Consider the following 21,198-nt stretch of genomic DNA (forward strand, 5'->3'; position numbering starts at 1 on the left):
GATGATCGACAACACGGTTCGGCAGGGCGGTCGCGTCGGGTGCGTGGACGCACTCGGTCGCCGGCGCACCCTGGAGGTCACCCTGACCGAAGAGGGCAACGTCTGCATCCACACCCCGCCCGGCGAGTCGGCCAAGCTCGACTGGAACCAGGTGGGCGAACTGCTCCGCCGCTTGGCCGAACTCCGCCCGCACGTCCGCTAGCCCACATCCCCGCGGCTCGCGGCGGTGGCCCGGGCGAGCGCCCGGGCCACCGTCTCCGCCGCCGTCCACGTCGTCGTGTCGACCACCGTCATCGTGCGCGGGGCGTGACTTCCGCGGTCCGCAGCAGCCGGTCGATCCGCACGTGCTTCGCCACGTCCACCCGCCGCCCGCCCCGCTGCTCGATCCTCCGCGCCGACATGGCCGCGTCGCACGTCAGCACCAGGAAGTGCACCACGGGCCCGAGGGGCACCTGCTCCGGCAGGCAGACCCCGCAGAACACCGGCACCAGCCCGTTGGCCGCCACCTCGCCCGCGATGTCCAGCAGTAGCGCCGGAACGCCGGGTGGTCCGCCCGCCCGCCGCTCACCGCCGCCGCGCCTGTGACCAGCGATGTTGGCGTCCCGCTCACTCGATCGAGGAAATCTGTGGTGGCTGGGGTAGACATTCCATGATCCGTGTGCGTAGTATCTTCCATGTCAGCAGAGAGAAGATCTCATCGGCACGGGAGATGACGAACTGCCCGTGAGCTGGGAAGCAGTGCCGGTCTCCGGGTCGGGGCGAGCAGTCGAAGGGTGCCCCGGACGTCGATGGCCGGAGTTCGACGAGAAGTTGGCAAGCAGCAAGATCGCAAGATCAGCAGTTGGCACGTCGTAAGACCAGCAAGACCAGTACCAGTAGTTGGCACGTTGCAAGACCGGCAAAATCGGTAATTGGCACGTTGCAGGACCAGTAGGACCAGCAAGATCGGCAGTTGCAAGATCAGCGAGACCGGTAAGACGGCAAGTTGCAGGATCAGCAAGTAGCAAGACGGCAAGGCACGGATCAAGGAAGTAAGTAACCAGAGGAGAAGGGAAGGGTCACACACCATCGGATCGCCTGCCTCGGGCTACACCAGCCGGGCGGGTACCGCACTCCAGACAGATTGGAAGGTGGTCTCCGGTTACGCAAAAGCGATCCTCGCGCTCATCGTCGTCAGTGAGGCGTGCAGCGCGGATGTGACAAGCCGACTTCACAGTCGGATGATGGAAGTGAACCCATAACCCTGGGCCCCGGTGCTACGGCACCGGGGCCCTCGTGGCGCGGAGGTGCAATGCCGGCAGAGACAAACGAGCCGCAGACCGCGGCGGACAGGTTCGACGACGACCACTATCCCGCCTACACCATGGGCAGGGCCGCGGAGATGCTCGGCACCACACCGGGCTTCCTCCGCAGCCTCGACGAGGTGAAGCTGATCGAGCCCCAGCGCTCGCAGGGCGGGCACCGGCGCTACTCCCGCCACCAACTCAAGTTGGCGGCGAGGGTCCGGGAACTCGTCGACCGGGGCACCGGCCTGGAGGCCGCGTGCCGCATCGTCACCCTGGAAGACCAGCTCCAAGAGGCCCAGGACCTGAACAAGCGGCTCGCGCCGCCACCGGAGCAGGACTACCCGCCGCTGCGCGGCCTGTGACGCGGAGAGAACCGGGGACGTCGACCACGGCACACGGAGAACCCTCGACGCGGGTCACACCGACCGCGACGAACCGCCCCGTCGACGTCCCGGATTTCCGCCCACCGGAGATCGGGCACGACCTCACCCGGCAGGGATCGACATGAAGACCGGAAACGACTCAGGGCCCGTCCGAATACCTCTCGGACAGGCCCTGATCTGTGTGGTCGGGGTGACAGGATTTGAACCTGCGACCTCTTCGTCCCGAACGAAGCACGCTACCAAACTGCGCCACACCCCGGTCTCGCTCGTCCGACCGGTCACCCGCTCGAACGAGGAGAACTCTACCTGACGTTCCCATCCACTCCCAACCGGGTACCCCTTTGCGCACCCGACCGGCGCTGACCTGCGTCTACAGGGCGCGGCACCAGGGTCAGCAGGCTCGCCTCCGGCCGGCAGGCGAAGCGCACCGGCGCGTACGGCGACGTGCCGAGGCCCGCCGACACGTTCAGCCACGTGTGGGAGCCCCAGCGCGACACGCCCCGCGCCCGCGACCGGTCCAGGTCGCAGTTCGTCACCAGCGCGCCGTAACCGGGGATGCGCAGCTGCCCGCCGTGCGTGTGGCCGGCCAGCACGAGGTCGTAGCCCTCGGCGGCGAACGGGTCCAGCACGCGCGGCTCGGGGGAGTGCGTCACGCCCAGGCGCAGCCCCGCGTCCGGCACCGGGCCGCTGATCTCGTCGAACCGGTCGCGCTTGAGGTGCGGGTCGTCCAGGCCCGCGGCGAACACGTCCACGCCGCCCACCGTGAACGAGTGGCGCGCGTGCGTCAGGTCCAGCCACCCGTGCTCGACCATCGCCGCGCGCAGGTCCCGCCACGGCAGCGGGATGCCGTGGATGCGCTTCGTCTTCGCCGACGGCAGCAGGTAGCGCGCCGGGTTCTTCGGCCGGGGGGCGTAGTAGTCGTTGCTGCCGAACACGAACGCGCCAGGCCGGTTCAGCAGCGGGCCGAGCGCCCGGATCACCGCGGGCACGGCCTGCTTGTGCGCGAGGTTGTCCCCGGTGTTCACCACCAGGTCGGGTTCCAACTCGTCCAGCGCCGCCACCCACCGCTGCTTCGACACCTGCCCCGGCATCATGTGCAGGTCCGAGATGTGCAGCACGCGCAGCGGCGACGACCCGGGCGCGAGCACCGGCACGGTGGCCTGGCGCAACGCCCAGAGCCGCCGTTCGATCCCCGCCGCGTAGGCGAGCGCGGTGGCGCCCAGGGCGGTCGTGGTGAGCAGCGTTCGGCCCAGCTTGTTCACGAAGTCGAGGGTAGGGGGTTGACCGATTCGGGCGGACGGGGGCCTTTCGGTACCGTTCCGCCCCATGGCGGAGCTGAAGGCACGGTTGCAGGCGGACCTCACGGTGTCGATCAAGACCCGGGACACGGTCCGGGCGGGTGCGCTGCGGATGACGCTCGCGGCCGTGACCACCGAGGAGGTCTCCGGCAAGGTGGCGCGCGAGCTGTCCGACGAGGAGGTCCTCAAGGTCATCACGCGCGAGGTGAAGAAGCGCAAGGAGGCCGCCGAGGCGTTCGCCGGCGCCGGGCGCACCGAGCAGGCCGAGCTGGAGCGGCAGGAGAGCGCGGTGCTGGAGGCTTACCTCCCCGCGCAGCTGTCGGACGACGAGCTGGCGACCCTGGTGGACGCCGCCGTGGCGCAGGTGGCCGAGCAGATCGGCGAGCAGCCGGGGCAGCGCCAGATGGGTCAGGTCATGAAGCTGGTGAACGCGCAGGTGGCGGGCCGTGCCGAGGGTGGTCGAGTGGCGGGTGCGGTGCGGGCGAAGCTGGCCTGAGGTCGGCTGTCGTTCACACGATGCGGTGAACGATGTACGGAAACGCCGTTACCGGACATCGGTTGAGACGAAGCGGAACCCCGACCACCACCCGACCCGCCCATCAGGACGACCCGCCACCACGACGACCCGCCGTCAGGACGACCCCGCCGTCAGGACGACGCGCCCGCCAGGACGACCGCGCCGAGGGCTGCGGAGCGCGGTCCGAGCTCCCGGCACCGGCACCGGCACCGGGCCGGCGACCGGGGCGAACCCGGCGGCGGTGAGGTCGGGTGCCAGTGAGGTCGGGTGCCAGTGAGGTCGGGTGCCGGTGAGCCGGGCGCAGGTCAGCGGCCGGGTGGCTCGACGGGGATCGTGATCTCCGGCGGCTCGCCCGGCCGACCCGGCGGCTCCCCGGGCCGCCCCGGTTCGGGCTGGCCGGGATCGGGCTGCCCGGGTGCCGGCTGTCCCGTCGTGGGGTCGGTCGGCTGCGGCGGGGGGACGTAGCCCGTCGAGACCAGGAGGGTGATCACGGTGCCGCGCAGCGCGCTCCCGCGCGGCGACTGGCCGACGACCTGGCCCTTCGGCTGCTCGGAGTTGCGGTTCTGCGCGGAGACCTTGTAGCCGGCCTCCTCCAGGACGCGGGTCGCGTCGTTGACGTTGCGCCCCACCACGTCCGGCACGCGGATCTCGCTGCCGCCCTTGAGGTAGCGCTCCTCGACCGGCGGCAGGCCGCGCACCGGCAGTCCTTCGTGGATCTTCGTCATCGTGTCGAACCACGTCCGCGCGGGCACCGTGCCGCCGTAGATGTCACCCTTGCCGCACAACCGCGGCGGCCCGGAGTTGACGCAGATCCCCCGCGGGTTGGTGCCGTCGTTGAACGTCTGCACCGCCCCCGCGAAGTCCGGCGTCGCCCCGATGAACGCCGCCGACTTGTACTCCTCCGTCGTCCCGGTCTTGCCGAGCATCGGCCGCGTCCACTTGAACTGCCGCGCCGCCGCGGCCGCCGTGCCCGCGCCCTGGTCGTCCTTCGACATGCCCACCGCCAGCCCGTTCGCCAGCGGCTCGGCCACGACCTGCTCGCAGGGCGCCTCGTTCACCGGCACCGGCTGGCCGTTGCGGTCCAGCACCTTGCCGATCGGCGACGGCGGGCACCACACGCCGCCGCTCATGATCGTCGCCGCCGTGTTCGCCAGTTCCAGCGTGGACACCGGCGCGGGCGACAGCGTGAACGACGCGTTGCCGCCGTTGGACTTGTAGAACTCGGTCTGCGAGATCCGCAGCTGCCGGTCGCGCGCCTTCGGGTCGGGCCGGGTGCCCGCGATGTTCGTGGCCATCGTCTCGCGCATGCCGAGCCGTGACGCCATGTCGACGACCGGGTCCATGCCGAGCTGCTCCTCCAGGATCACGAACCCGGTGTTCGGCGAGGTCTGGAGCGCCGTTTGCAGTGACATCTGCGCCGGGACCGAGTCGGAGTCGTTGCTCAGGCAGTACCACCGGGTGTTCGGCTCGCCGGTCGACGGGCACTTGTCGCCGCCGCCCTTGAACACGCGCGACACGTACGAGTTGGGCGTGGCGATCGTGTTCTCGATGCCCATGCCCTTCTCCAGCGCGGCTGCCGCGGTGAACATCTTGTAGACGGACCCGGCGCCGAACTTGTTCTCCACGCCGGACGGCAGGTCGAACTGGGTCTGGAACTGGTCGGCCTTGAGCCCGTAGTCGCGGTTGGCGACGAGCGCGACCACCTCGTGCCGCTCCCTGCCCGGCCGCACGACCGCCATCGCGTTGGCGATGCCGTCGGTCGACTTCGCCACCTGCCCCTCGGCGGCGAGCTTCGCGTGCGAGGTGATGGTGCGGTCCAACGTGGTCTGCACGGTGTAGCCGCCGGTCCTGAGCTGCTCCAGGCTGAACCCGTTGCGCTCCAGGTAGTTCACGACGTACGAGCAGAAGAACCCGTTCTCCGGCCCGGCGCCGACGCAGCCGTTGGGCGGCGTCCGGACGGGGTTCGCCAGCCCCAGCGGCTCGGCCTTCGCCGCCTCCGCCGCCTCGCGCGACAGCTTGTCGTTCTCGACCATCTTGTCGATGACCTGGTTGCGCCGCACCAGCGCCTTCTCCGGGAACACCTCGGGGTTGAGCGCGGACGGGCTGTTCACCATCCCCGCGAGCATCGCCGACTGCGCCACGGTCAACTTGTCGGGGGTGGTGTCGAAGTACGCCTGGGACGCCGCCGCGATCCCGTAGATGGTCGAGCCGAACGGCACCACGTTCAGGTAGCGGGCGAGGATTTCCTCCTTGCCCAGTTTGCGTTCCAGTTGCAAGGAGATGCGCGCTTCACGTGCTTTTCGCGCAATCGTCTGCTCCTGCGCCTTTTGCTGTTCAACCTGGTTGTTCCGCGCCACCACGTGCACGAGGTAGTTCTTCACGTATTGCTGCGTGAGCGTGGAGGCACCCTGCGTCACGGCGCCGCTGAACTGGTTGGTCAGCCCGGCGCGGATCGTGCCCTTCCAGTCCACGCCCTGGTGCTCGTAGAACCGCCGGTCCTCGATCGACACCAGCGCGGCTTTCATGGTGGGGGAGATCTTCTCGGGCGGCACGAGCACCCGGTACTGGTCGTAGAGGTACGCGATGGGCTCGCCGTCCTTGTCCGTGATCGTGGAGATCAACGGGGGATCGGTCGTGACCAGGTCCGCGGAGATGCTGTCGACCGTGTCGCTGGCTCTGTTCGACACGACCCCCAGCGAGCCCACGACAGGGAACAACAAGCCTGCCAGCAGCACTCCGGCCAGCAGACACAGGCCAAGCAGTTTCAGCACGCCGTTCCTGGCTCGCATGCCGGTGAGCGTACGCGGCACCCGAAGAGGTGATCGAGATCGCGCACAGTTGATTACCCAGGATGAGTACTCGTACTCAAGACAGGTAACAGGTGGGCAACCCAGGGTTGGAGGTGGAACCAGAAGGCTCTACAGTCCGTCACTGTCCAAGACAGCAGCCAACGGCATGACCACTCGTCGTGGTGAGCCTACGGCATCCGCGGCAGGGGTGTGGCGGATTTAGGAAGTCTGGGCACAGGGGAACTGAGGTGGGGGCTATGCAGCAGGGGGATTGGCGTATCAAGGCTTCGTGCCGCGACGAGGAGCCGGACCAGCTCTTCGTGAGAGGTGCGGAGCAGCGCAAGGCCAAGGTGGTGTGCCTGGGTTGCCCGGTGCGCACGGAGTGCCTCGCGGAGGCCCTGGACAACCGGATCGAGTTCGGTGTGTGGGGCGGGATGACCGAGCGTGAACGGCGTGCGCTGCTGCGGCGGCGGCCCGACGTCACCTCGTGGCACGAACTCCTGGACACGGCGCGCCAGGAGCACACCGAGGAGTCCAAGGTCGGGTAGGACCTACTCGCCCGCGAGCCGCCGGCCGATCTCCTGCAGGCCGTCCAGGTCGTGCACGTCGGTCGGCAGCGCGGGCACCCCGACCAGCGGAACGCCGGGGTGCGCACGGGTGAACCGCGCGAGCAGCCGCTTCTCCCGGTCGGCGACGGCCACGCGGTCCGCGTGCACCCGCAGCACGGCGGCGGCCAGCGGGGCGTCTCCCGTGCGCTCCAGCCGGTCCGCCGCCGCCAGCGCGCCCGGTGCGGGCAAGGGGGCGAGCACGGGGTGCGTCCGGTTCGCGACCAGGCCGGTCAGCGGCATGTGCTCCGCGCTCAACCGCTCGACGAAGTAGCTGGCCTCGCGCAGCGCGTCCGGTTCGGCCGCCGCGACCACCAGGAAGCCCGTGCCGGGTGAGCGCAGCAGCTCGTAGGTGGCCTGGGCGCGCTGCCGGAAGCCGCCGAACATGCTGTCGAACGCCTGCACGAACGTCGACGCGTCCTGGAGGAGCTGGCCGCCCACGATCGTCGACACGGCCTTGGTGAACAGGCCGAAGCCGGCCCCGACGATCTTGCGGATGCCGCGCCCGCCCGCCCGCGCGGGCGCCGACAGCATCTTGATCAGCTTCCCGTCGAGCACGGTCGACAGCCGCTGCGGCGCGTCCAGGAAGTCCAGCGCCGAGCGGCTCGGCGGCGTGTCCACGACCACCAGGTCCCACTCGTCCTGCGCGACGAGCTGCCCCAGCTTCTCCATCGCCATGTACTCCTGCGTGCCGGAGAACGACGTGGAGATCGTCTGGTAGAAGGGGTTGGCGAGGATCTGCTCGGCCCGCTCGCGGCCCGCGTGCTGCCACACCATGTCGTCGAACGTGCGGCGCATGTCCAGCATCATCGCGTGCAGCTCGCCGTCGAAGTCGCCCTCGACGCGCCGCGGGTTGTTGTCCAGCTCCCGCAGCCCGAGCGACTGGGCGAGCCGCCGCGCCGGGTCGATCGTCAGCACGACCGCGCGCCGGCCCCGTGCCGCTGCCCGCAGGGCGAGCGCCGCGGCCGTCGTCGTCTTGCCCACGCCACCCGAGCCGCAGCACACCAGCACCCGCGTCTCCGGGTTGTCCAGCAGCGCGTCCACGTCCAGCCGGTTCACCGCACACCCCGCCCGACCAGCAGTTCCGCCAGCTCGTACAGCGCGGCCACGTCCACCCCGTCGGTCAGGTCCGGCAGCTCGACCGACGGCAGGTCGGACTCGGCCAGCTTGTCCTTGGCCCGCTTCTCGGCGAGCACCCCGGCGGCGTGCTCCACGGCCTGCTCGACCAGGCCGTCCAGCACGTCGTCGTCCACGTCCAGCCCGGCGGCGGCCAGCCCGGCCCTGACCCGGTCCGCGTCCACCCGTCCCTCCGCGGCGGCGGCCACGGACCGCGCGGGCAGCCTCGGCGGGCGCACCCGGTTCACGAACACCGCGCCCGGCCGCAGGTCGGCGGCGTCCAGGTCGGCGACCGCCTCCAGCGTCTCGCGCACCGGCATCTCCTCCAGCAGCGCGACCAGGTGCACGGCCGTGTCGCCCGAGTGCAGCAGGTTCACCACGCCCTCGCTCTGGCCCTTGATCGGCCCGACCTTGGCCAGGTCGGCCATGGCCCGCGTGACGTCGAGGAACCGCACCACGCGGCCGGTGGGCGGTGCGTCCAGCACGACCGCGTCGTACTCGTGCCTGCCGTTCCTGCCGACCCGACGCACGCACTCCTTCACCTTGCCGGTGAGCAGCACGTCCCGCAGCCCCGGCGCGAGGGTGGTGGCGAACTCGATCGCGCCCATCTTCTTCAGCGTCCGGCCCGCGAAGCCCAGGTTGTAGAACATGTCCAGGTACTCCAGCAGCGCCGCCTCGGGGTCCACGGCCAGCGCCCGGACCTCGCCGCCGCCGGGCGCGGACGCGATGCGCTCCTCGGAGTACGGCAGCGGCGGCCGGTCGAACAGCCGCGCGATGCCCTGCCGGTTCTCGACCTCGACCAGCAGCACCCGGCGACCGCCGGTGGCCAGCGCCAGGGCGAGCGCCGCGGCGACCGTCGTCTTGCCGGTCCCGCCCTTGCCCGAGACGACGTGCAGCCGCGCGCGGGTGAGTTCGTCGGTCCAGCCGTTCACCAGGTCAGCCTATGCGCGGACCGCTGGGAGCCGCTGGTCGAGGGACGCCGCCGGCTCAATCCCACATGGTGACGAACACCACTCCGAGGGCGGTCGCCGCCACCACGCCCCAGGCCACCACGGACGGCAGCACGTAGGCGATCAGCACGGCCACCACCGCCACCGCGAGCGCCCCGATGCCCGCCGCCCGCCACACCTGCGACCGGACCGCGCCCTTCCGGTCGCGGGCCAGCGCCATGGCGACCAGCACCATCACCAGCCCACCCAGCAGGAACGAGCTGGTCGCCACGATCCGCCACGTCTCCACAACAGCAAGTTAGCGGTTGGTGTCGGGGCCGTCACCTGCGGAAACCGCAGGAGTGCGTAAACGGTCTCCGTAGACTTCGAGGGTGGTGGTGCGCAACGAGGTCAGCGGGATCGCCCACGGGCACGTCGTGCAGGCGGAGCGGATCGACAACGTCGTCTTCGTGCTCCAGGGCGAACTCGCCGTGGGGCAGCGCGCCGAGCTGACGATGACGGCCCTGGTGGCACGCCTCCGCGCCGCGTTGATGCGCAGCATCACCCTGATCGCCGCTCTGCGCCGCGAGAACGACGAAGCGCGCCTGCCCGCCGCCGAATCCGCGCGCGACAGGACCGAGGACCAGTTGCGCCGCGCCCGCCTGGAACGGGAACGGGCCGCCGAGATCACCGCTGAGCTGATGGTGAAATTCGCCGAACTGCTGGCGAAGCACCCGGAACTGGCGGACCGCGTCGACCCCGGCGATTTCGCCACCGACCCCGACGAGCTGCTCGCCGACCTCGACGCGGGCCTGACCGACGTGGACCGCCTGCTGGACGTCCAGTCCCGCGTCCTGACCCGGCTCGCGGTGCCGCCCGCACCGCCCGCACCGCTCGCACCGCCCGCACCGCTCGACGAGGACCGTGACGAGGCCGAACGGCTGCTCGCGATCCTCGACGACCGCGACATCAGCGCGACGCATCGCAACGCCGCCGCCCGGAGGCTGGGCCGGCTCGGTGCCGAGTACCACGACCGGGTCGCGGCGGGGCTCCGGGCGATGCTCGCCGATCCCCTGGTCGACGAGGTCGGCGACCTGGCCGCTCTCGGCGTGCTGGCCGGTCTGGGAGGGACCTTCCGCGCCGAAGCCGCCACCGTCCTCGTGCGGAGAACGCGGGACGGCAACCTCACGGATCGCATCCAGAGCGCCAGAAGGCTGTCCCGGTTGGAGGTGCCGGAACGCCACGCGGCAGTCGAATTCCTGCGCCGCGTCGCGACCGGCGCGGTGAAGGAGGTCGACGGCTTCCAACAAAGGGATGCCGCCCGAGCCTGGTGGGAAGCGGAGCCCGGTGAGGCCAAGGCGATCCTCGCGGTCGTGCAGGCGCTCGGCGAAAGGGCGGATTTGATGGAGTTCGAGAGGGACGGCGCGCGGAAATTGGCCGACGAGATCCGAACGGACCCCCGCTCGCACCATCGCGGGCGGCCACAGCGGGTGTCCGGCTAGGCTGCCCGCCATGCAGATGTGGGAGTACGCGACCGTCCCGCTGTTGATCCACGCCACCAAGGCGATCCTGGACCAGTGGGGCCAGGACGGCTGGGAGCTGGTCACCGTGCTGCCCAACCCCAGCGGTGAGCAGCACGTCGCCTACCTGAAGCGGCCGAAGGCATGAGCTGGACCGCTCGCCTCGCCGAGCTCGGCGTCGCCCTCCCCCCGGTCGCGGCGCCCGTCGCCGCGTACGTGCCCGCCGTCCGCAGCGGGCAGCAGGTGTTCACCTCGGGCCAGTTGCCGTTCGTCGACGGCGCGCTCGCGGCCACCGGCAAGGTCGGCGGCGACGTGAGCCCGGAGGAGGCCAAGGCGCACGCCCGCACCTGCGCGCTCAACGCGCTGGCCGCCGTGGACGCGCTCGTCGGCCTGGACTCGGTGGTCCGCGTCGTCAAGGTCGTCGGGTTCGTCGCCTCCGCCGAGGGCTTCACCGGCCAGCCGGCCGTGGTCAACGGCGCGTCCGAGCTGATCGGCGAGGTGTTCGGCGACGCCGGGCGGCACGCGCGGTCCGCCGTCGGCGTCGCCGAGCTGCCGCTGGGCGCGCCCGTCGAGGTGGAGCTGATCGTCGAGATCGGGGAGTGAGATGTCGGACACGTGCCACGAGCTGCTGCTGCGGCTCGCCGGGAGGCTCCCGGACGACGTCCTGTGGCGCTTCCGCGACTGGGCCGCGACGGACGCGATCCTCGTCCTCGCACGCACCCTGCCGCGCACGTTGCTGCACGACAGGATCGGCCTGACCGACCGCGAGCAGGCGCTGCTCGTGGACGCCCTCGTGCCGCACGGCGCGGACCGATCCGCCATCAGTTCCGTCAGGGGACTGGACGAACCGCCCGATACCGGCTACACCTTCACCCCGGAATCACCCGATCGGGTGCTGATGGGCGATTCCGCGACCGTGGTGCTCGGGGCAACCCTGCGCGGTCGCCCCGGGGTCGGCGAAGTCCGCTCCTCGTGGCGGCTGGGCGGGGGTGACGCCAGGAGGCTGATCCTGGTCGCCGCCACGTCCGGGTACGCCCGGCTGGCCGGCGAACTCCAGCGCGTGCTGCGGGCGCTCGGCGAGCACGACCCCTGCGTGGAGGTCCTGCCCGCCGGACTTGACCTGCCGCCCTACCACCGGGCGGCGTTGGCGGCCTCGGAACTGGTGTGCACCGGCGCCGAGGCCGACGGGCACCTGGTGCCCGTCTAGAGCTCGTCGCTCCCGCGCGGGCCGGAAGGAGAACAGGCGTGACGAACGACGGAGTGGGACTCCCCGTCCGTTTACACGACCTCCTGTTGTCGTTGGCCGGACGGGTCGACGACGACGCGTTGACGCAGGCCCGGGAGCTGCTCGCGGTCGCCGAGCTGGACAGGGCGGTGGAGCTGCTGGTCGGTTGCCTGCTGGCCGGCCGCATCCCGGTGTCCACGGAGGAGCGCCGCGAGGTCGGGTGGCTGCTGGCGGAGGTCCGCTCGGACCGCTCGCTCGCCGACCGGCTGTTCGCGGTCGAGCAGGTGCCCGTGCCGCGGCACCGGTTCAGCGTCGAGTCCGACCCGGCCGAGGGTCTGGGCGACGTGCTGGGCAGGACCGTGTCGGCACTGCCGGACGTGCGCGGCGTGCGCGCCACGTGGCGGTCCACGCCGGCCGGCGCCACACCCGGTCCGCTGCCGCAGCGGGTCGTCCTGGTCGACATCGGTCCGTCCGGCTTCGCGCCGGCGACCGCGTACCGGGTCGACACCGTGCTGCGGAGGGCCGGCATCCGGGCCGCCGTCGAGGTGCTGACCGTGGGCACGCCGCTGGGCGAGTACCACGCGGCCGCCGTGACCACGGCGCGCGAGGTGTTCTTCGCGTCGGGGTCCACGACGCCCGGGCCACCACCCGACCCCGGCACGTGGTTCGACGGTGACGTCTCGGGTCAGGCACCGGTGGTCGAGCCGGAACCGGTGCCGGTCGAACCCGAGAACGGCTCCAAGTCCCGTCGTGCGCGCGTCGACTCGTACGAGGGGGCGCAACCGTTCCCGCCCAAGCCGGTCAAGCGGCTGCCGGTGCGCGAGCCCGCCGACGAGCCGCGGTTCGACGGGTTCCGGGGCGCCGAGGCCGGTGTCGACGACGTGCGGACCGAGGACGTGCGGGGCGACGCCGTCCGGGCCGACGACGTGCGGGTCGACGCCGTCCGGGTCGACGCCGTCGCGGTCGACGACGTGCGGGTGCCGGACGTGGCGCCCGAGCCCGAACCCGTGCCGGAGCCGGTCGTGGACGAGCCGAGGGCCGCGACGCCCCCGGTGGTGCCGCTGTCGTTCCCGCTGCCGGACGACCACCCGCTGTCGCGCGCCGAGGTCACCATGGAGCTGAACCCGGACGACCTCGCCGCGCTCCAGGCCGCCCTGGCCGACGGGCAGGCGCCGGCGTCCGTGCAGCTGCCGCCGACCGTCGACGCCAAGCTCAGCGACCGCGAACGCGCCCTGCTCCAGCAGCTCCACGAGGAGCTGGCGCAGCGCGAGCAGCAGTCGTGGCCTGGCGGGCCGGAGTTCGTCAACGGCGTGCCGAAGCCGAACAACGGCAAGTTCACCGGCTAGGGATCGACCGGCCCGCCCAGCGGGTTCGCGGCGCGTCGGGCCGCCCGACGCGCCGCGAACCCGCGGCTCCGGTGCTCGCGGGGCGTCCCGCCGTCCAGTGCGCGCACCCGGTCAGCGTTCCGCCTTGCGGCGCGCCAGGTCGATGATCCGCTGGAGGTGCAGGCCCCGGCGCACGTCCAGCGGGTGGTGCGCCGTGCCGCTGTCGACCATCGCCACGAAGTCGTCCAGCAGGTACGTGAAGCACTGCGCCGCGCTCGTGCCCCGGTCGGCGAGCACGCGGTGGCCGTGCTCGCCGTACACCGCCACCTCCGAGACGGTCGGCTCCAGCGGCAGCGTCATGCTCAGCGCCGCCGAACTCGTCGCACCGCCCTCGTGCCGGAACACCACCTGCCACAGCCCGTGCTCCGACCGGTCCGCCGCGACCACGTCGGTGATCGTGCCCAGGGCGGCGTCCAGCAGGTCGAACGCGTGCGGGCCGACGTCGTCCAGCGGACCCCGCTCGTGCCGCCACGGCGAGTGCGAGAACGGCCCGCCCAGCAGCGCGCCCGACAGCCACCGGAGGCTGCCGCCCACCCAGCCTCCCGTGCGCGCCAACTGGTCCAGCTGCTCCCGCACCTCCGGCGCGTACCGGCGGGTCAGCACGACCAGCGACGCGACGCCGTTCCGGTCCACCGCCTCGGCGAGCCGCTCGGCGTCGGCGAGGGTCGAGGCGATCGGCTTCTCCAGGACGAGGTGCCTGCCCAGCTCGGCGGCCCGCGTCGCGAGCGGCGCCTGGACCTCCGGCGGCACGGCGAACGCGACCGCGTCCACCTGCTCCAGCAGCTCGTCCGGCGACGCCGCCGTGCTCGCGCCGTAGGCGTCGGCCAGCGCCGACGCGGCCTCCTCGCGGCGTGCCCACACGGTGGTCAGGCGGGTGCCGGGGTGGTCGGCGATGCCCGGCGCGTGCACCCGCTCCGCCCACGGGCCCGCACCGATCAGTCCTACGCGCAGCTGTTCGTCCACGCCGGCCACCCTAACTTCCGGTCGGCCCGCCCACCGGCGACCGACCTACCGCCCTACCGACCGCCGAGGTAGTCGGCCTCGGGGACGAAGATCCGGCCGCCGCCGTCGAAGCGCAGCTCCACGCCGCCCTCCTGGCGCACCACCTCGGGGTCGGCGCCCCACCCGCCCGGGACCTCCACGACGTGCCCGTGGTCCTCCCCGCGCCCCAGCCACACCTCGTGCTCCGTGCCGCCGATCAACCGGGACCGCTCCTTGACGTACACGTTCGGCGTCCCCTCGTCCGTGCTGATCGTGTCCACGGCCGGCAGGAACAGCACCACGGCCGCGACGGCCGTCAGGCCCGTGCCGATCACCGCGCCGAACCCGAACAGCAGGACGTTGAGCACACAGCCCTTCTTGGTGTCCACGGGGAAGATCCTCGTCGTAGGCTCGGTGCGTGCGCGAACTACCCGACGAACTGGTGCTGCCGGCCTCGATGGTCCCGTCCACCCCCACCGGCCCGCCGGTGGAGCCGCGCGACGCGGCGACCGTCGTGCTCGTCCGCGACGGCGACCGGGGGATCGAGGCGTTCCTGCTGCGCCGGGTCGCCGGGATGGCGTTCGCGGGTGGGATGACCGTGTTCCCCGGCGGTGGCGTCGACCCGCGCGACGCCGACACCTCCGTCGCGTGGAGCGGCCCCGCACCCGGGTGGTGGGCCTCGAAGTTCGCCTGTTCGCCCGAGCTCGCCGTGGCGCTCGTGTGCGCCGCGGTGCGCGAGACGTTCGAGGAGTCCGGCGTGCTGCTGGCCGGCCCGTCGGCCGCCACGGTCGTCGCCGACACCACCCCGTACGCGGCGGCGCGGGCCGCGCTGGTGGCGCGCGAGCTGTCGTTCGCCCGGTTCCTGGCCGACGAGGGGCTGGTGCTGCGGGCCGACCTGCTGCGGCCGTGGGCGAACTGGGTGACGCCGCCCGAGGAGCCGCGCCGCTACGACACCAGGTTCTTCGTCGCCCTGCTGCCCGAGGGGCAGAAGGCGGACGGGGCGACCACCGAGGCGTCGGACGCGGTGTGGCAGCGGCCGGCCGACGCGCTGGCCGACTGGAAGGCCGGTCGCCGCGCCCTCATGCCGCCGACCTGGGTGACCCTCACCGAGGTGGACGAGCTGGGGTCCGTGGGCGCGGTGCTGGACGAGTCGCGCGAGGTCTCGAAGATCATCCCCAAGATCGTCCGGGACGGCGACGTGCTTCGGGTGGTCCTGCCGTGAGCGCCGAGTACGGGATGCCGCGCAGGGTCACGCCGTTCGCGTCGGTCGTGCTCGCCGAGAACCCGGGGGTGATGACCCTGGAGGGCACCAACACGTGGGTCCTGCGCGCGCCGGGCGCCGACTCGTGCGTCGTCGTGGACCCCGGCCCCCTGGACCGCGGCCACCTGGACCGAGTGGCCGCCCACGGCCCGGTGGACGCGGTGCTGCTCACCCACGGCCACCCCGACCACTCGGAGGGCGTGAACGCCTTCGCGCGACTGGTGGGCGCCCCCGTGCACGCGGCGGACCCCGGGTTCGCCACCGCCCGGCTGACCGGCGGCGAGGTCGTCACCGGCGGCGGCCTGGAGATCACCGCCCTGGCGACGCCGGGCCACACCGACGACTCGGTCTCGTTCCTGGTGGGCGGCGCGGTGCTCACCGGCGACACCATCCTCGGCCGGGGCACGACCGTGCTGGACGGCGGGCTGGCCGACTACCTGGCGTCCCTGAGAACCCTGGCGGACCTGCCGGAGGGCACCACCGTGCTGCCCGGCCACGGCCCGGTCCTGCCGGACGTGGTGGCCGTCGCCCGCGCCTACGTGACCCACCGCGAGGAACGCCTGGCGCAGGTCCGCGCGGCCGTGGAACGACTCGGTGGCGCACCGACCGCGCGCCAGGTCGTGGAACTCGTCTACGCCGACGTCGACCGCTCCCTCTGGCCCGCCGCCGAGTGGTCGGTGCGGGCGCAGCTGGACTACCTCGGGGTGGCCTGACCCGCGGACGGCGGTGGGGTCCGCGCGGCGGACGCCGGACCCGACCACGACGATCCCGTTCACGGCGGGCCGGGACGCCCGTGGGCGTCAGCGGGCCGCCAGGTCCATCTCCTCCTGCTTCGGCACCGGCACGCCGGCCGCGACCGTGCCGCGGAACACCCACACCAGGACCGCGATCACCAAGCCGGACACCGCCGCCGCCGCGAACGCCGCGCTCGTGCCGCGCGACTCGACCAGCTGACCGCTCGCCGACTGCCCGATGGCCAACCCGACGGTGACCGCCGTGACCACCCAGCCGAACGCCTCGGTCGCCGTGCCCGCGGGCGCCACCTGCTCGATCGCCGCCGAGTGGGTGGTCGCCTGCGGCGTGATCAGGGTGCCGACCACGAGCAGCGCGCCGGCCAGCCACACCAGGCTGGTGGGCAGCGCGAGCAGCAGCGACAGCAGCGCGAACCCGCCGAGCAGCACGGGCAGCCGCAGGTGCATGGCCCGCGGGAACGGCTTCATCGCGTACAGCACGCCGAACACCACCGAGCTGACCGACCACAGGCTCAGCAGCAGCCCGCCGAGGCCCACGTGACCGGCGTTCGCGGCGGCGGCCGGCACGGCCACCTCGATGAACCCGATCGTGACGCCGAAGCCGAGGGCCGCGAGCGCCACCGTGCGCATACCGGGCGAGGCCAGCGCGCCGAGCAGGTCGCGCCGGGCCGGTTCCGGCCGCACGGCGCGCACGGTCGGGTCGAGCGCGAACCACAGCGAGCCGACCACCATGGACGCCGCGCCGACGATCACGCCGGTCCCCGCCCAGGGTGCCGCGACCAGCACACCGGCGAGGCCGGGGCCGAGGATGAAGAACACCTCCATGCTGATCGCCTCGTAGGCGTAGCCGGCGAGCCGCGTGGACCCGGCGGGCAGCACGTGCGACCACAGGGCGCGGGACGCCGAGCCGACCATGGGCTCGGTGATCCCGACGGCGAAGGCGAGCGGCACGAGGAGTGGCAGCGGCACGCCCGCTTCGACGGCGGTGACGGCGAGCGCCACGAACGCGGAGAACAGCACCACGGCGACGAGCAGCGGCCGGGTCGGCCCGAGCCGGTCCATCAGCCTGCCCTGCACGATCGACCCGAGCGCGACACCGACCAGGGACGACGCCGACACCAGCCCGGCCGCGGCGAACGAACCGGTCTCGCGCTGCACGTAGAGCAGGAGCGAGAGGCCGATCATCGCGATCGGGAGGCGGGCGAGCAGGGACGCGACGACGGGGCCGCGCATGCCGGGCGTGGTCAGCGCGGTGCGGTAGTCCGCGAGGCGGGCAGAGTGGGACATGCGTACCAGTATGCGCGCTGTGGTACGCGCGTACCAGTCATTTGGTGGTGCGTTCGCTCACCGGGCCCGACGCGCGAAAATCGTCCACTTCTCGGGAGGAGTGTTGCGATCGGGTAACAACAATGGGATGACCGGGTGAAACCCTCGGAAAAATACCTGCACAAGGGGTCCTTGAGGGTGAACGGCCTTGAGTTGCGGCCAGGGGGGCGTGCGATCGTGGACCGCACAGCCCGCCGCACCCGTTTCCACGGGTGGCGCAACGGGTAGTCGAACCTCCTTCCGGCGCTGAAGGGTCGGGGCCTGTGGGCGCCGGAGGAGTGGAACGCGTGATCTGTCGGGGGATGGGTCGCGCGAACAACAGGGCCGGTGCGCCGCGTCGGGGGCGGCGCCCGGCTCTGTTGTCACGTGCGGTGCCGAACCGCGGACCTGCTCAGCGAGCGCGGCGCGCCAGGCGCTCCGGATCCAGGATCAGCACGCTCTTGCCCTCCAACCGCAGCCACCCGCGGTGGGCGAAGTCGGCCAGGGCCTTGTTCACCGTCTCGCGCGACGCGCCCACGAACTGGGCGATCTCCTCCTGCGTCAGGTCGTGGGTGACCCTCAGCAGACCGGCCTCCTGGCTGCCGAAGCGCTGCGCGAGCTGCAACAGCGCCTTCGCCACGCGGCCGGGCACGTCGGTGAAGATCAGGTCGGCCAGCATGGAGTTCGTCCGGCGCAGCCTGCGGGCCAGGGCCCGCAGCAGCTGCTCGGCGATCTCCGGCCGGTTGGTGATCCACTGCCGCAGCGCGGGGCGGTCCATGCTCACCGCGCGCACCTCGGTCACCGTCGTGGCGGTGGACGTGCGGGGGCCCGGATCGAAGATCGACAGCTCGCCGAACATGTCGGACGGGCCGAAGATCCCCAACAGGTTCTCCCGACCGTCCGGCGACTTGCGGCCGATCTTCACCTTGCCGGATTGGATGATGTAGAGCCGGTCACCCGGCTCGCCCTCCGCGAAGATCACGTGGCCACGCGGGAATTCAACGGACTCCAGCGTCTGCGCCAGTGCCTCCGCTGCCGCCGGTTCAACCCCCTGGAAGATGCCCGCGCGGGCCAGGGTCTCGTCCACCTCGTCCCTCCTGTCGAGACGCGGCGGCATGGTCGAGCGCGTTCCGCCTTCTGGCGGATAAGCGCCTTGCCGCCGATCACTGGGTGCAGTCTAAGGGCTGTGCGGGAGATCGCCTTCCGGCGCGCCGCCGCACGGTGCCCCGCGACTCGGGGCGGACAGCCCAGAAAGGCCCGCCGGGGGGTTGACCCCGTGGGCCTCGCCGGTCCTCGCCCCGGTCAGCGGCGGGTGCGCCGCTGACGCAGGTTCCTCGCACGACCACCCAGCCTGCGCAGCCGGAACAGCTCCAGCGCGCGGCCGATGCCGTGCCCGTAGAGGGCCCTGACCTCGTCGGGCCGGGCCGACTCCAGGAACTCCTCGACCTCGTCCTCCTGCACGGCGACGTGTCGCAGACGAGCTTCCACGCGCTCCATGAAGAGCGCGAAGAACATGATCACGATCGGAACGGCGATGACGAACCAGGCAGTCATGATGGCTCCGATCCTTGCGCATCCGTTTCGGCGCGCACTAGAGGGGGGTCACTCTTGCGGGTGTCGTCGTGCGCTCGTACGTGGGACGTGCGCGGCGGGGACGGGGTTGCTCGGCGGTCGCAGCGGGTTGTCTTCCCGGAACCGCCACCGGGAAAACGCCGCCCCGCGCGGCCCCGTCCACCGACGCCACGTCCGCGTGGTCCCCGGACCGGGCGCAGTAGGGTTCCGGGCATGGCCAAGAGCGCGGTGAAGCAGCCGGAGACGAGGCTGGGGCTGGTCCGCCGGGCGCGCCGCGTGGTGCGGGTGCTGGCGCAGGGCTACCCGGACGCGCACTGCGAACTGGACTTCCGCGACCCGCTGCAACTGCTGGTGGCCGTCGTGCTGTCCGCCCAGACCACCGACGTCCGGGTGAACCAGGTCACGCCCGCGCTGTTCGAGCGCTACCGCACGGCCCGGGACTACGCCTCGGCGGACCGGGCCGAGCTGGAGGAGCTGATCAGGCCCACCGGCTTCTACCGCAACAAGGCGACGTCCCTGCAGGGGCTCGGCGCCGCGCTGGTGGAGCGGTTCGACGGCGTCGTGCCGGGCAGGCTGGAGGACCTGGTCACGTTGCCCGGCGTGGGCCGCAAGACCGCGAACGTCGTGCTGGGCGACGCGTTCGGCGTGCCGGGGATCACCGTGGACACCCACTTCGGCCGGCTCGTCCGCCGCTGGGGCTGGACGCGGGAGGAGGACCCGGTCAAGGTCGAGCGCGCCGTCGCTCCGCTCGTCGAGCGCAAGGACTGGACGATCGTCTCGCACCGCACGATCTTCCACGGCCGGCGCGTCTGCCACGCCCGCACGCCCGCCTGCGGCGCGTGCCTGCTGGCACCCCTGTGCCCCTCCTACGGCATCGGCCAGGTCGACCCGGCCAAGGCGGAGAAGCTGGTCAAGGGCGAGGAAGCGCCGCACCTGATCGCGCTGGCCGAGCGCGTCCGGGCGGGGGAGAAGTTGGCGTGAGCGCCCGAGCCCGGTGGGCGGCGGTCGTCCTGGTGCTGGCGGTGGCGGGCGTCGTCGCCCTGTGGCCGCGCTCGTCGGAGCCCGTCGGCAGCGGCCCGGTGAGCACCCGGCAGGCCCCGGACGTCGGCCTCGCCCGGGAGCGGGCCGCGCTCCAGCCGTGCGCGTCACCGCCGCGCGACCAGGACCAGCAGGCCGCGGGGGACGTCGGACCGGCCGCGCTGCGCGGCCTGGAGGTCACCTGCCTCGGCGACGGCGCCCGCGTCGACGCGGCGTCCGCCCTGCCCGGCCGCGCCGTGGTGAACTTCTGGGCGACCTGGTGCGTTCCCTGCCAAGAGGAACTGAGGGTGCTCGACGCCTACGCCCGGGAGCCCGGCTCGGTGCCGGTGCTGACGGTCCTGGTGGACAGCAAGGAGGGGGACGGACTGGAGTTGCTGGCCAAACTCGGTGTGCACCTGCCGTCCGTGCACGACCCGGACGACCGGCTGCGCAAAGCCCTGTCGCCACCGCCGCGCACGCCGGTGACCTACGTCGTCGGCGCCGACGGCGCGCTCTCGCTCGTCTCCGACCCGCTCGTGCTCACCACCGTCGAGCAGGTGCGCGAGGTGGTCGGATGACCGCCCTGGCCGACCCGGGCGACGTCCCGGAGTGGATGGGCGGGCTCGTCAAGGCCACCGCCGAGATCGACGCCCGCACCTTCACCCGCATCGCGCCGCCGCCACCGGGCACCGGGCGGCCCGCCGCCGTGCTCATGCTGTTCGGCGAGGGCCCCGGCGGGCCGGACGTGCTGCTGCTGCGCCGCGCCGACACCCTCGGCTCGCACCCCGGCCAGGTCGCGTTCCCGGGCGGCGCCGCCGACCCGACCGACGACGGCCCGCTGGACACGGCGCTGCGCGAGGCGTTCGAGGAGACCGGCGTGCTGCGCGAGGGCGTGCGCCCGGTCGCGCTGCTGCCGGAGCTGCACGTGCCGGTGTCCGGGTTCGTCGTCACGCCGGTGCTCGCGCACTGGCACGAGCCGTCACCGGTCGCGCCGGTCGACCCGGCGGAGACCGCGGCCGTGGCCCGCGTGCCGGTCGCGCACCTGGCCGACCCCGCGAACCGGTTCCGGGTGAGCCACCCGTCCGGCTACGTCGGGCCCGCGTTCTCCGCCCCGGGCATGCTGGTGTGGGGCTTCACCGCCGGGCTGCTCAACGGCCTGCTGGCGCTCGGCGGGTGGGAACGGCCGTGGGACACCGCGGACGTGCGCGACCTGGACCTCGCACTGCGCGCAACGGAGATGTCGTGAATCGGGGTGGC

25 protein-coding genes and 1 tRNA gene are annotated in these 21,198 nt (G+C 72.4%); 14 read left to right on the forward strand and 12 right to left on the reverse strand.

Annotated features, from left to right (window positions below):
• Nucleotide 1 precedes the first annotated feature (1 nt).
• Nucleotides 2–202 (forward strand): hypothetical protein, encoded by a 201-nt coding sequence (locus tag J2S66_RS30040; protein ID WP_306744346.1) that lies wholly within the window; start codon nt 2–4, stop codon nt 200–202.
• 88 nt (nt 203–290) lie between these two features.
• Here the strand turns inward: J2S66_RS30040 and J2S66_RS30045 are convergent, their stop codons facing one another.
• On the reverse strand, nt 291–506 hold the full coding sequence (locus J2S66_RS30045; RefSeq protein ID WP_310311143.1) for a hypothetical protein: 216 nt from the start codon (nt 504–506) through the stop codon (nt 291–293).
• Between the two features lie 785 nt (nt 507–1,291).
• On the opposite strand from J2S66_RS30045, the gene J2S66_RS30050 reads away from it, so the two are divergent.
• The gene (locus J2S66_RS30050; RefSeq protein ID WP_310311146.1) at nt 1,292–1,648 is read left to right on the forward strand and encodes a MerR family transcriptional regulator; all 357 of its coding nucleotides are present in this window, start codon (nt 1,292–1,294) and stop codon (nt 1,646–1,648) included.
• 203 nt (nt 1,649–1,851) lie between these two features.
• On the opposite strand, the gene J2S66_RS30055 is transcribed toward J2S66_RS30050, so the two are convergent.
• Both J2S66_RS30055 and J2S66_RS30060 read right to left on the reverse strand, forming a co-directional pair.
• A tRNA-Pro gene (locus J2S66_RS30055) sits at nt 1,852–1,928 on the reverse strand.
• A gap of 43 nt (nt 1,929–1,971) precedes the next feature.
• Nucleotides 1,972–2,922 (reverse strand): metallophosphoesterase, encoded by a 951-nt coding sequence (locus tag J2S66_RS30060; RefSeq protein WP_374726221.1) that lies wholly within the window; start codon nt 2,920–2,922, stop codon nt 1,972–1,974.
• Between the two features lie 73 nt (nt 2,923–2,995).
• Here J2S66_RS30060 and J2S66_RS30065 point away from each other — a divergent pair, with 73 nt between their 5' ends.
• Nucleotides 2,996–3,463, forward strand: coding sequence for a GatB/YqeY domain-containing protein (locus J2S66_RS30065; RefSeq protein ID WP_310311153.1), 468 nt, complete (start codon nt 2,996–2,998; stop codon nt 3,461–3,463).
• A gap of 326 nt (nt 3,464–3,789) precedes the next feature.
• Here the strand turns inward: J2S66_RS30065 and J2S66_RS30070 are convergent, their stop codons facing one another.
• Nucleotides 3,790–6,273, reverse strand: a complete 2,484-nt coding sequence (locus J2S66_RS30070; protein WP_310311155.1) for a penicillin-binding protein — start codon at nt 6,271–6,273, stop codon at nt 3,790–3,792.
• Nucleotides 6,274–6,530: 257 nt separating this feature from the next.
• On the opposite strand from J2S66_RS30070, the gene J2S66_RS30075 reads away from it, so the two are divergent.
• Nucleotides 6,531–6,821 (forward strand): WhiB family transcriptional regulator, encoded by a 291-nt coding sequence (locus J2S66_RS30075; RefSeq protein ID WP_306744353.1) that lies wholly within the window; start codon nt 6,531–6,533, stop codon nt 6,819–6,821.
• Between the two features lie 3 nt (nt 6,822–6,824).
• On the opposite strand, the gene bagB is transcribed toward J2S66_RS30075, so the two are convergent.
• Genes bagB through J2S66_RS30090 form a run of 3 tightly spaced genes read right to left on the reverse strand, consistent with a single transcriptional unit; the run spans nt 6,825 to nt 9,233 of the window.
• Nucleotides 6,825–7,937 (reverse strand): ATPase BagB, encoded by a 1,113-nt coding sequence (gene bagB / locus J2S66_RS30080; RefSeq protein WP_310311160.1) that lies wholly within the window; start codon nt 7,935–7,937, stop codon nt 6,825–6,827.
• Nucleotides 7,934–8,926 (reverse strand): ATPase BagA, encoded by a 993-nt coding sequence (gene bagA / locus J2S66_RS30085; RefSeq protein ID WP_310311163.1) that lies wholly within the window; start codon nt 8,924–8,926, stop codon nt 7,934–7,936. The genes bagB and bagA overlap by 4 nt, the downstream gene beginning before the upstream one ends.
• Before the next feature lie 55 nt (nt 8,927–8,981).
• Complete coding sequence (locus J2S66_RS30090) at nt 8,982–9,233, reverse strand: hypothetical protein (protein ID WP_310311166.1); 252 nt, start codon at nt 9,231–9,233, stop codon at nt 8,982–8,984.
• An 82-nt stretch (nt 9,234–9,315) separates the two neighbouring features.
• Between J2S66_RS30090 and J2S66_RS30095 the strand changes: the two genes are divergently transcribed.
• The 5 genes from J2S66_RS30095 to J2S66_RS30115 all read left to right on the forward strand — a co-directional run bounded on the left by J2S66_RS30095 (nt 9,316) and on the right by J2S66_RS30115 (nt 13,014).
• Nucleotides 9,316–10,425, forward strand: coding sequence for a hypothetical protein (locus J2S66_RS30095; protein WP_310311169.1), 1,110 nt, complete (start codon nt 9,316–9,318; stop codon nt 10,423–10,425).
• A 10-nt stretch (nt 10,426–10,435) separates the two neighbouring features.
• Nucleotides 10,436–10,591, forward strand: coding sequence for a Sp36 family protein (gene sp36 / locus J2S66_RS30100; protein WP_310311172.1), 156 nt, complete (start codon nt 10,436–10,438; stop codon nt 10,589–10,591).
• Entirely contained in the window at nt 10,588–11,046 is a 459-nt protein-coding gene (locus J2S66_RS30105) for a RidA family protein (protein WP_310311175.1), read from the forward strand. The genes sp36 and J2S66_RS30105 overlap by 4 nt, the downstream gene beginning before the upstream one ends.
• Before the next feature lies 1 nt (nt 11,047).
• Nucleotides 11,048–11,650: a hypothetical protein gene (locus J2S66_RS30110; RefSeq protein WP_310311178.1), complete on the forward strand. Its 603-nt coding sequence runs from the start codon at nt 11,048–11,050 to the stop codon at nt 11,648–11,650.
• Nucleotides 11,651–11,736: 86 nt separating this feature from the next.
• Nucleotides 11,737–13,014 carry a hypothetical protein gene (locus tag J2S66_RS30115; protein WP_310311180.1) on the forward strand — a complete coding sequence of 426 codons (1,278 nt, stop codon included), beginning with the start codon at nt 11,737–11,739 and terminating at the stop codon, nt 13,012–13,014.
• A gap of 111 nt (nt 13,015–13,125) precedes the next feature.
• On the opposite strand, the gene J2S66_RS30120 is transcribed toward J2S66_RS30115, so the two are convergent.
• Nucleotides 13,126–14,016 carry a Gfo/Idh/MocA family protein gene (locus J2S66_RS30120; protein WP_310311182.1) on the reverse strand — a complete coding sequence of 297 codons (891 nt, stop codon included), beginning with the start codon at nt 14,014–14,016 and terminating at the stop codon, nt 13,126–13,128.
• 53 nt (nt 14,017–14,069) lie between these two features.
• On the reverse strand, nt 14,070–14,423 hold the full coding sequence (locus tag J2S66_RS30125) for a hypothetical protein (protein ID WP_310311185.1): 354 nt from the start codon (nt 14,421–14,423) through the stop codon (nt 14,070–14,072).
• A gap of 68 nt (nt 14,424–14,491) precedes the next feature.
• Between J2S66_RS30125 and J2S66_RS30130 the strand changes: the two genes are divergently transcribed.
• Together J2S66_RS30130 and J2S66_RS30135 are read left to right on the forward strand one after the other, a co-directional pair.
• Nucleotides 14,492–15,256 carry an NUDIX hydrolase gene (locus tag J2S66_RS30130; RefSeq protein WP_310315180.1) on the forward strand — a complete coding sequence of 255 codons (765 nt, stop codon included), beginning with the start codon at nt 14,492–14,494 and terminating at the stop codon, nt 15,254–15,256.
• A gap of 14 nt (nt 15,257–15,270) precedes the next feature.
• The gene (locus J2S66_RS30135; RefSeq protein WP_374726222.1) at nt 15,271–16,008 is read left to right on the forward strand and encodes an MBL fold metallo-hydrolase; all 738 of its coding nucleotides are present in this window, start codon (nt 15,271–15,273) and stop codon (nt 16,006–16,008) included.
• Nucleotides 16,009–16,095: 87 nt separating this feature from the next.
• Here the strand turns inward: J2S66_RS30135 and J2S66_RS30140 are convergent, their stop codons facing one another.
• The 3 genes from J2S66_RS30140 to J2S66_RS30150 all read right to left on the reverse strand — a co-directional run bounded on the left by J2S66_RS30140 (nt 16,096) and on the right by J2S66_RS30150 (nt 18,906).
• Nucleotides 16,096–17,334, reverse strand: a complete 1,239-nt coding sequence (locus J2S66_RS30140) for an MFS transporter (RefSeq protein WP_310311192.1) — start codon at nt 17,332–17,334, stop codon at nt 16,096–16,098.
• 430 nt (nt 17,335–17,764) lie between these two features.
• Nucleotides 17,765–18,439: a Crp/Fnr family transcriptional regulator gene (locus J2S66_RS30145; protein ID WP_015097742.1), complete on the reverse strand. Its 675-nt coding sequence runs from the start codon at nt 18,437–18,439 to the stop codon at nt 17,765–17,767.
• A gap of 215 nt (nt 18,440–18,654) precedes the next feature.
• Nucleotides 18,655–18,906, reverse strand: coding sequence for a hypothetical protein (locus tag J2S66_RS30150; RefSeq protein WP_015097743.1), 252 nt, complete (start codon nt 18,904–18,906; stop codon nt 18,655–18,657).
• A 231-nt stretch (nt 18,907–19,137) separates the two neighbouring features.
• On the opposite strand from J2S66_RS30150, the gene nth reads away from it, so the two are divergent.
• Genes nth through J2S66_RS30165 form a run of 3 tightly spaced genes read left to right on the forward strand, consistent with a single transcriptional unit; the run spans nt 19,138 to nt 21,187 of the window.
• Nucleotides 19,138–19,905, forward strand: coding sequence for an endonuclease III (gene nth, locus J2S66_RS30155; RefSeq protein ID WP_310311217.1), 768 nt, complete (start codon nt 19,138–19,140; stop codon nt 19,903–19,905).
• Nucleotides 19,902–20,519, forward strand: coding sequence for a TlpA family protein disulfide reductase (locus J2S66_RS30160; protein WP_310311220.1), 618 nt, complete (start codon nt 19,902–19,904; stop codon nt 20,517–20,519). Before nth ends, J2S66_RS30160 begins: the two co-directional genes overlap by 4 nt.
• Nucleotides 20,516–21,187 (forward strand): NUDIX hydrolase, encoded by a 672-nt coding sequence (locus J2S66_RS30165; protein WP_310311223.1) that lies wholly within the window; start codon nt 20,516–20,518, stop codon nt 21,185–21,187. The genes J2S66_RS30160 and J2S66_RS30165 overlap by 4 nt, the downstream gene beginning before the upstream one ends.
• Nucleotides 21,188–21,198: the final 11 nt, after the last annotated feature.

This window comes from Saccharothrix longispora (assembly GCF_031455225.1).
GTDB lineage: Bacteria > Actinomycetota > Actinomycetes > Mycobacteriales > Pseudonocardiaceae > Actinosynnema > Actinosynnema longispora.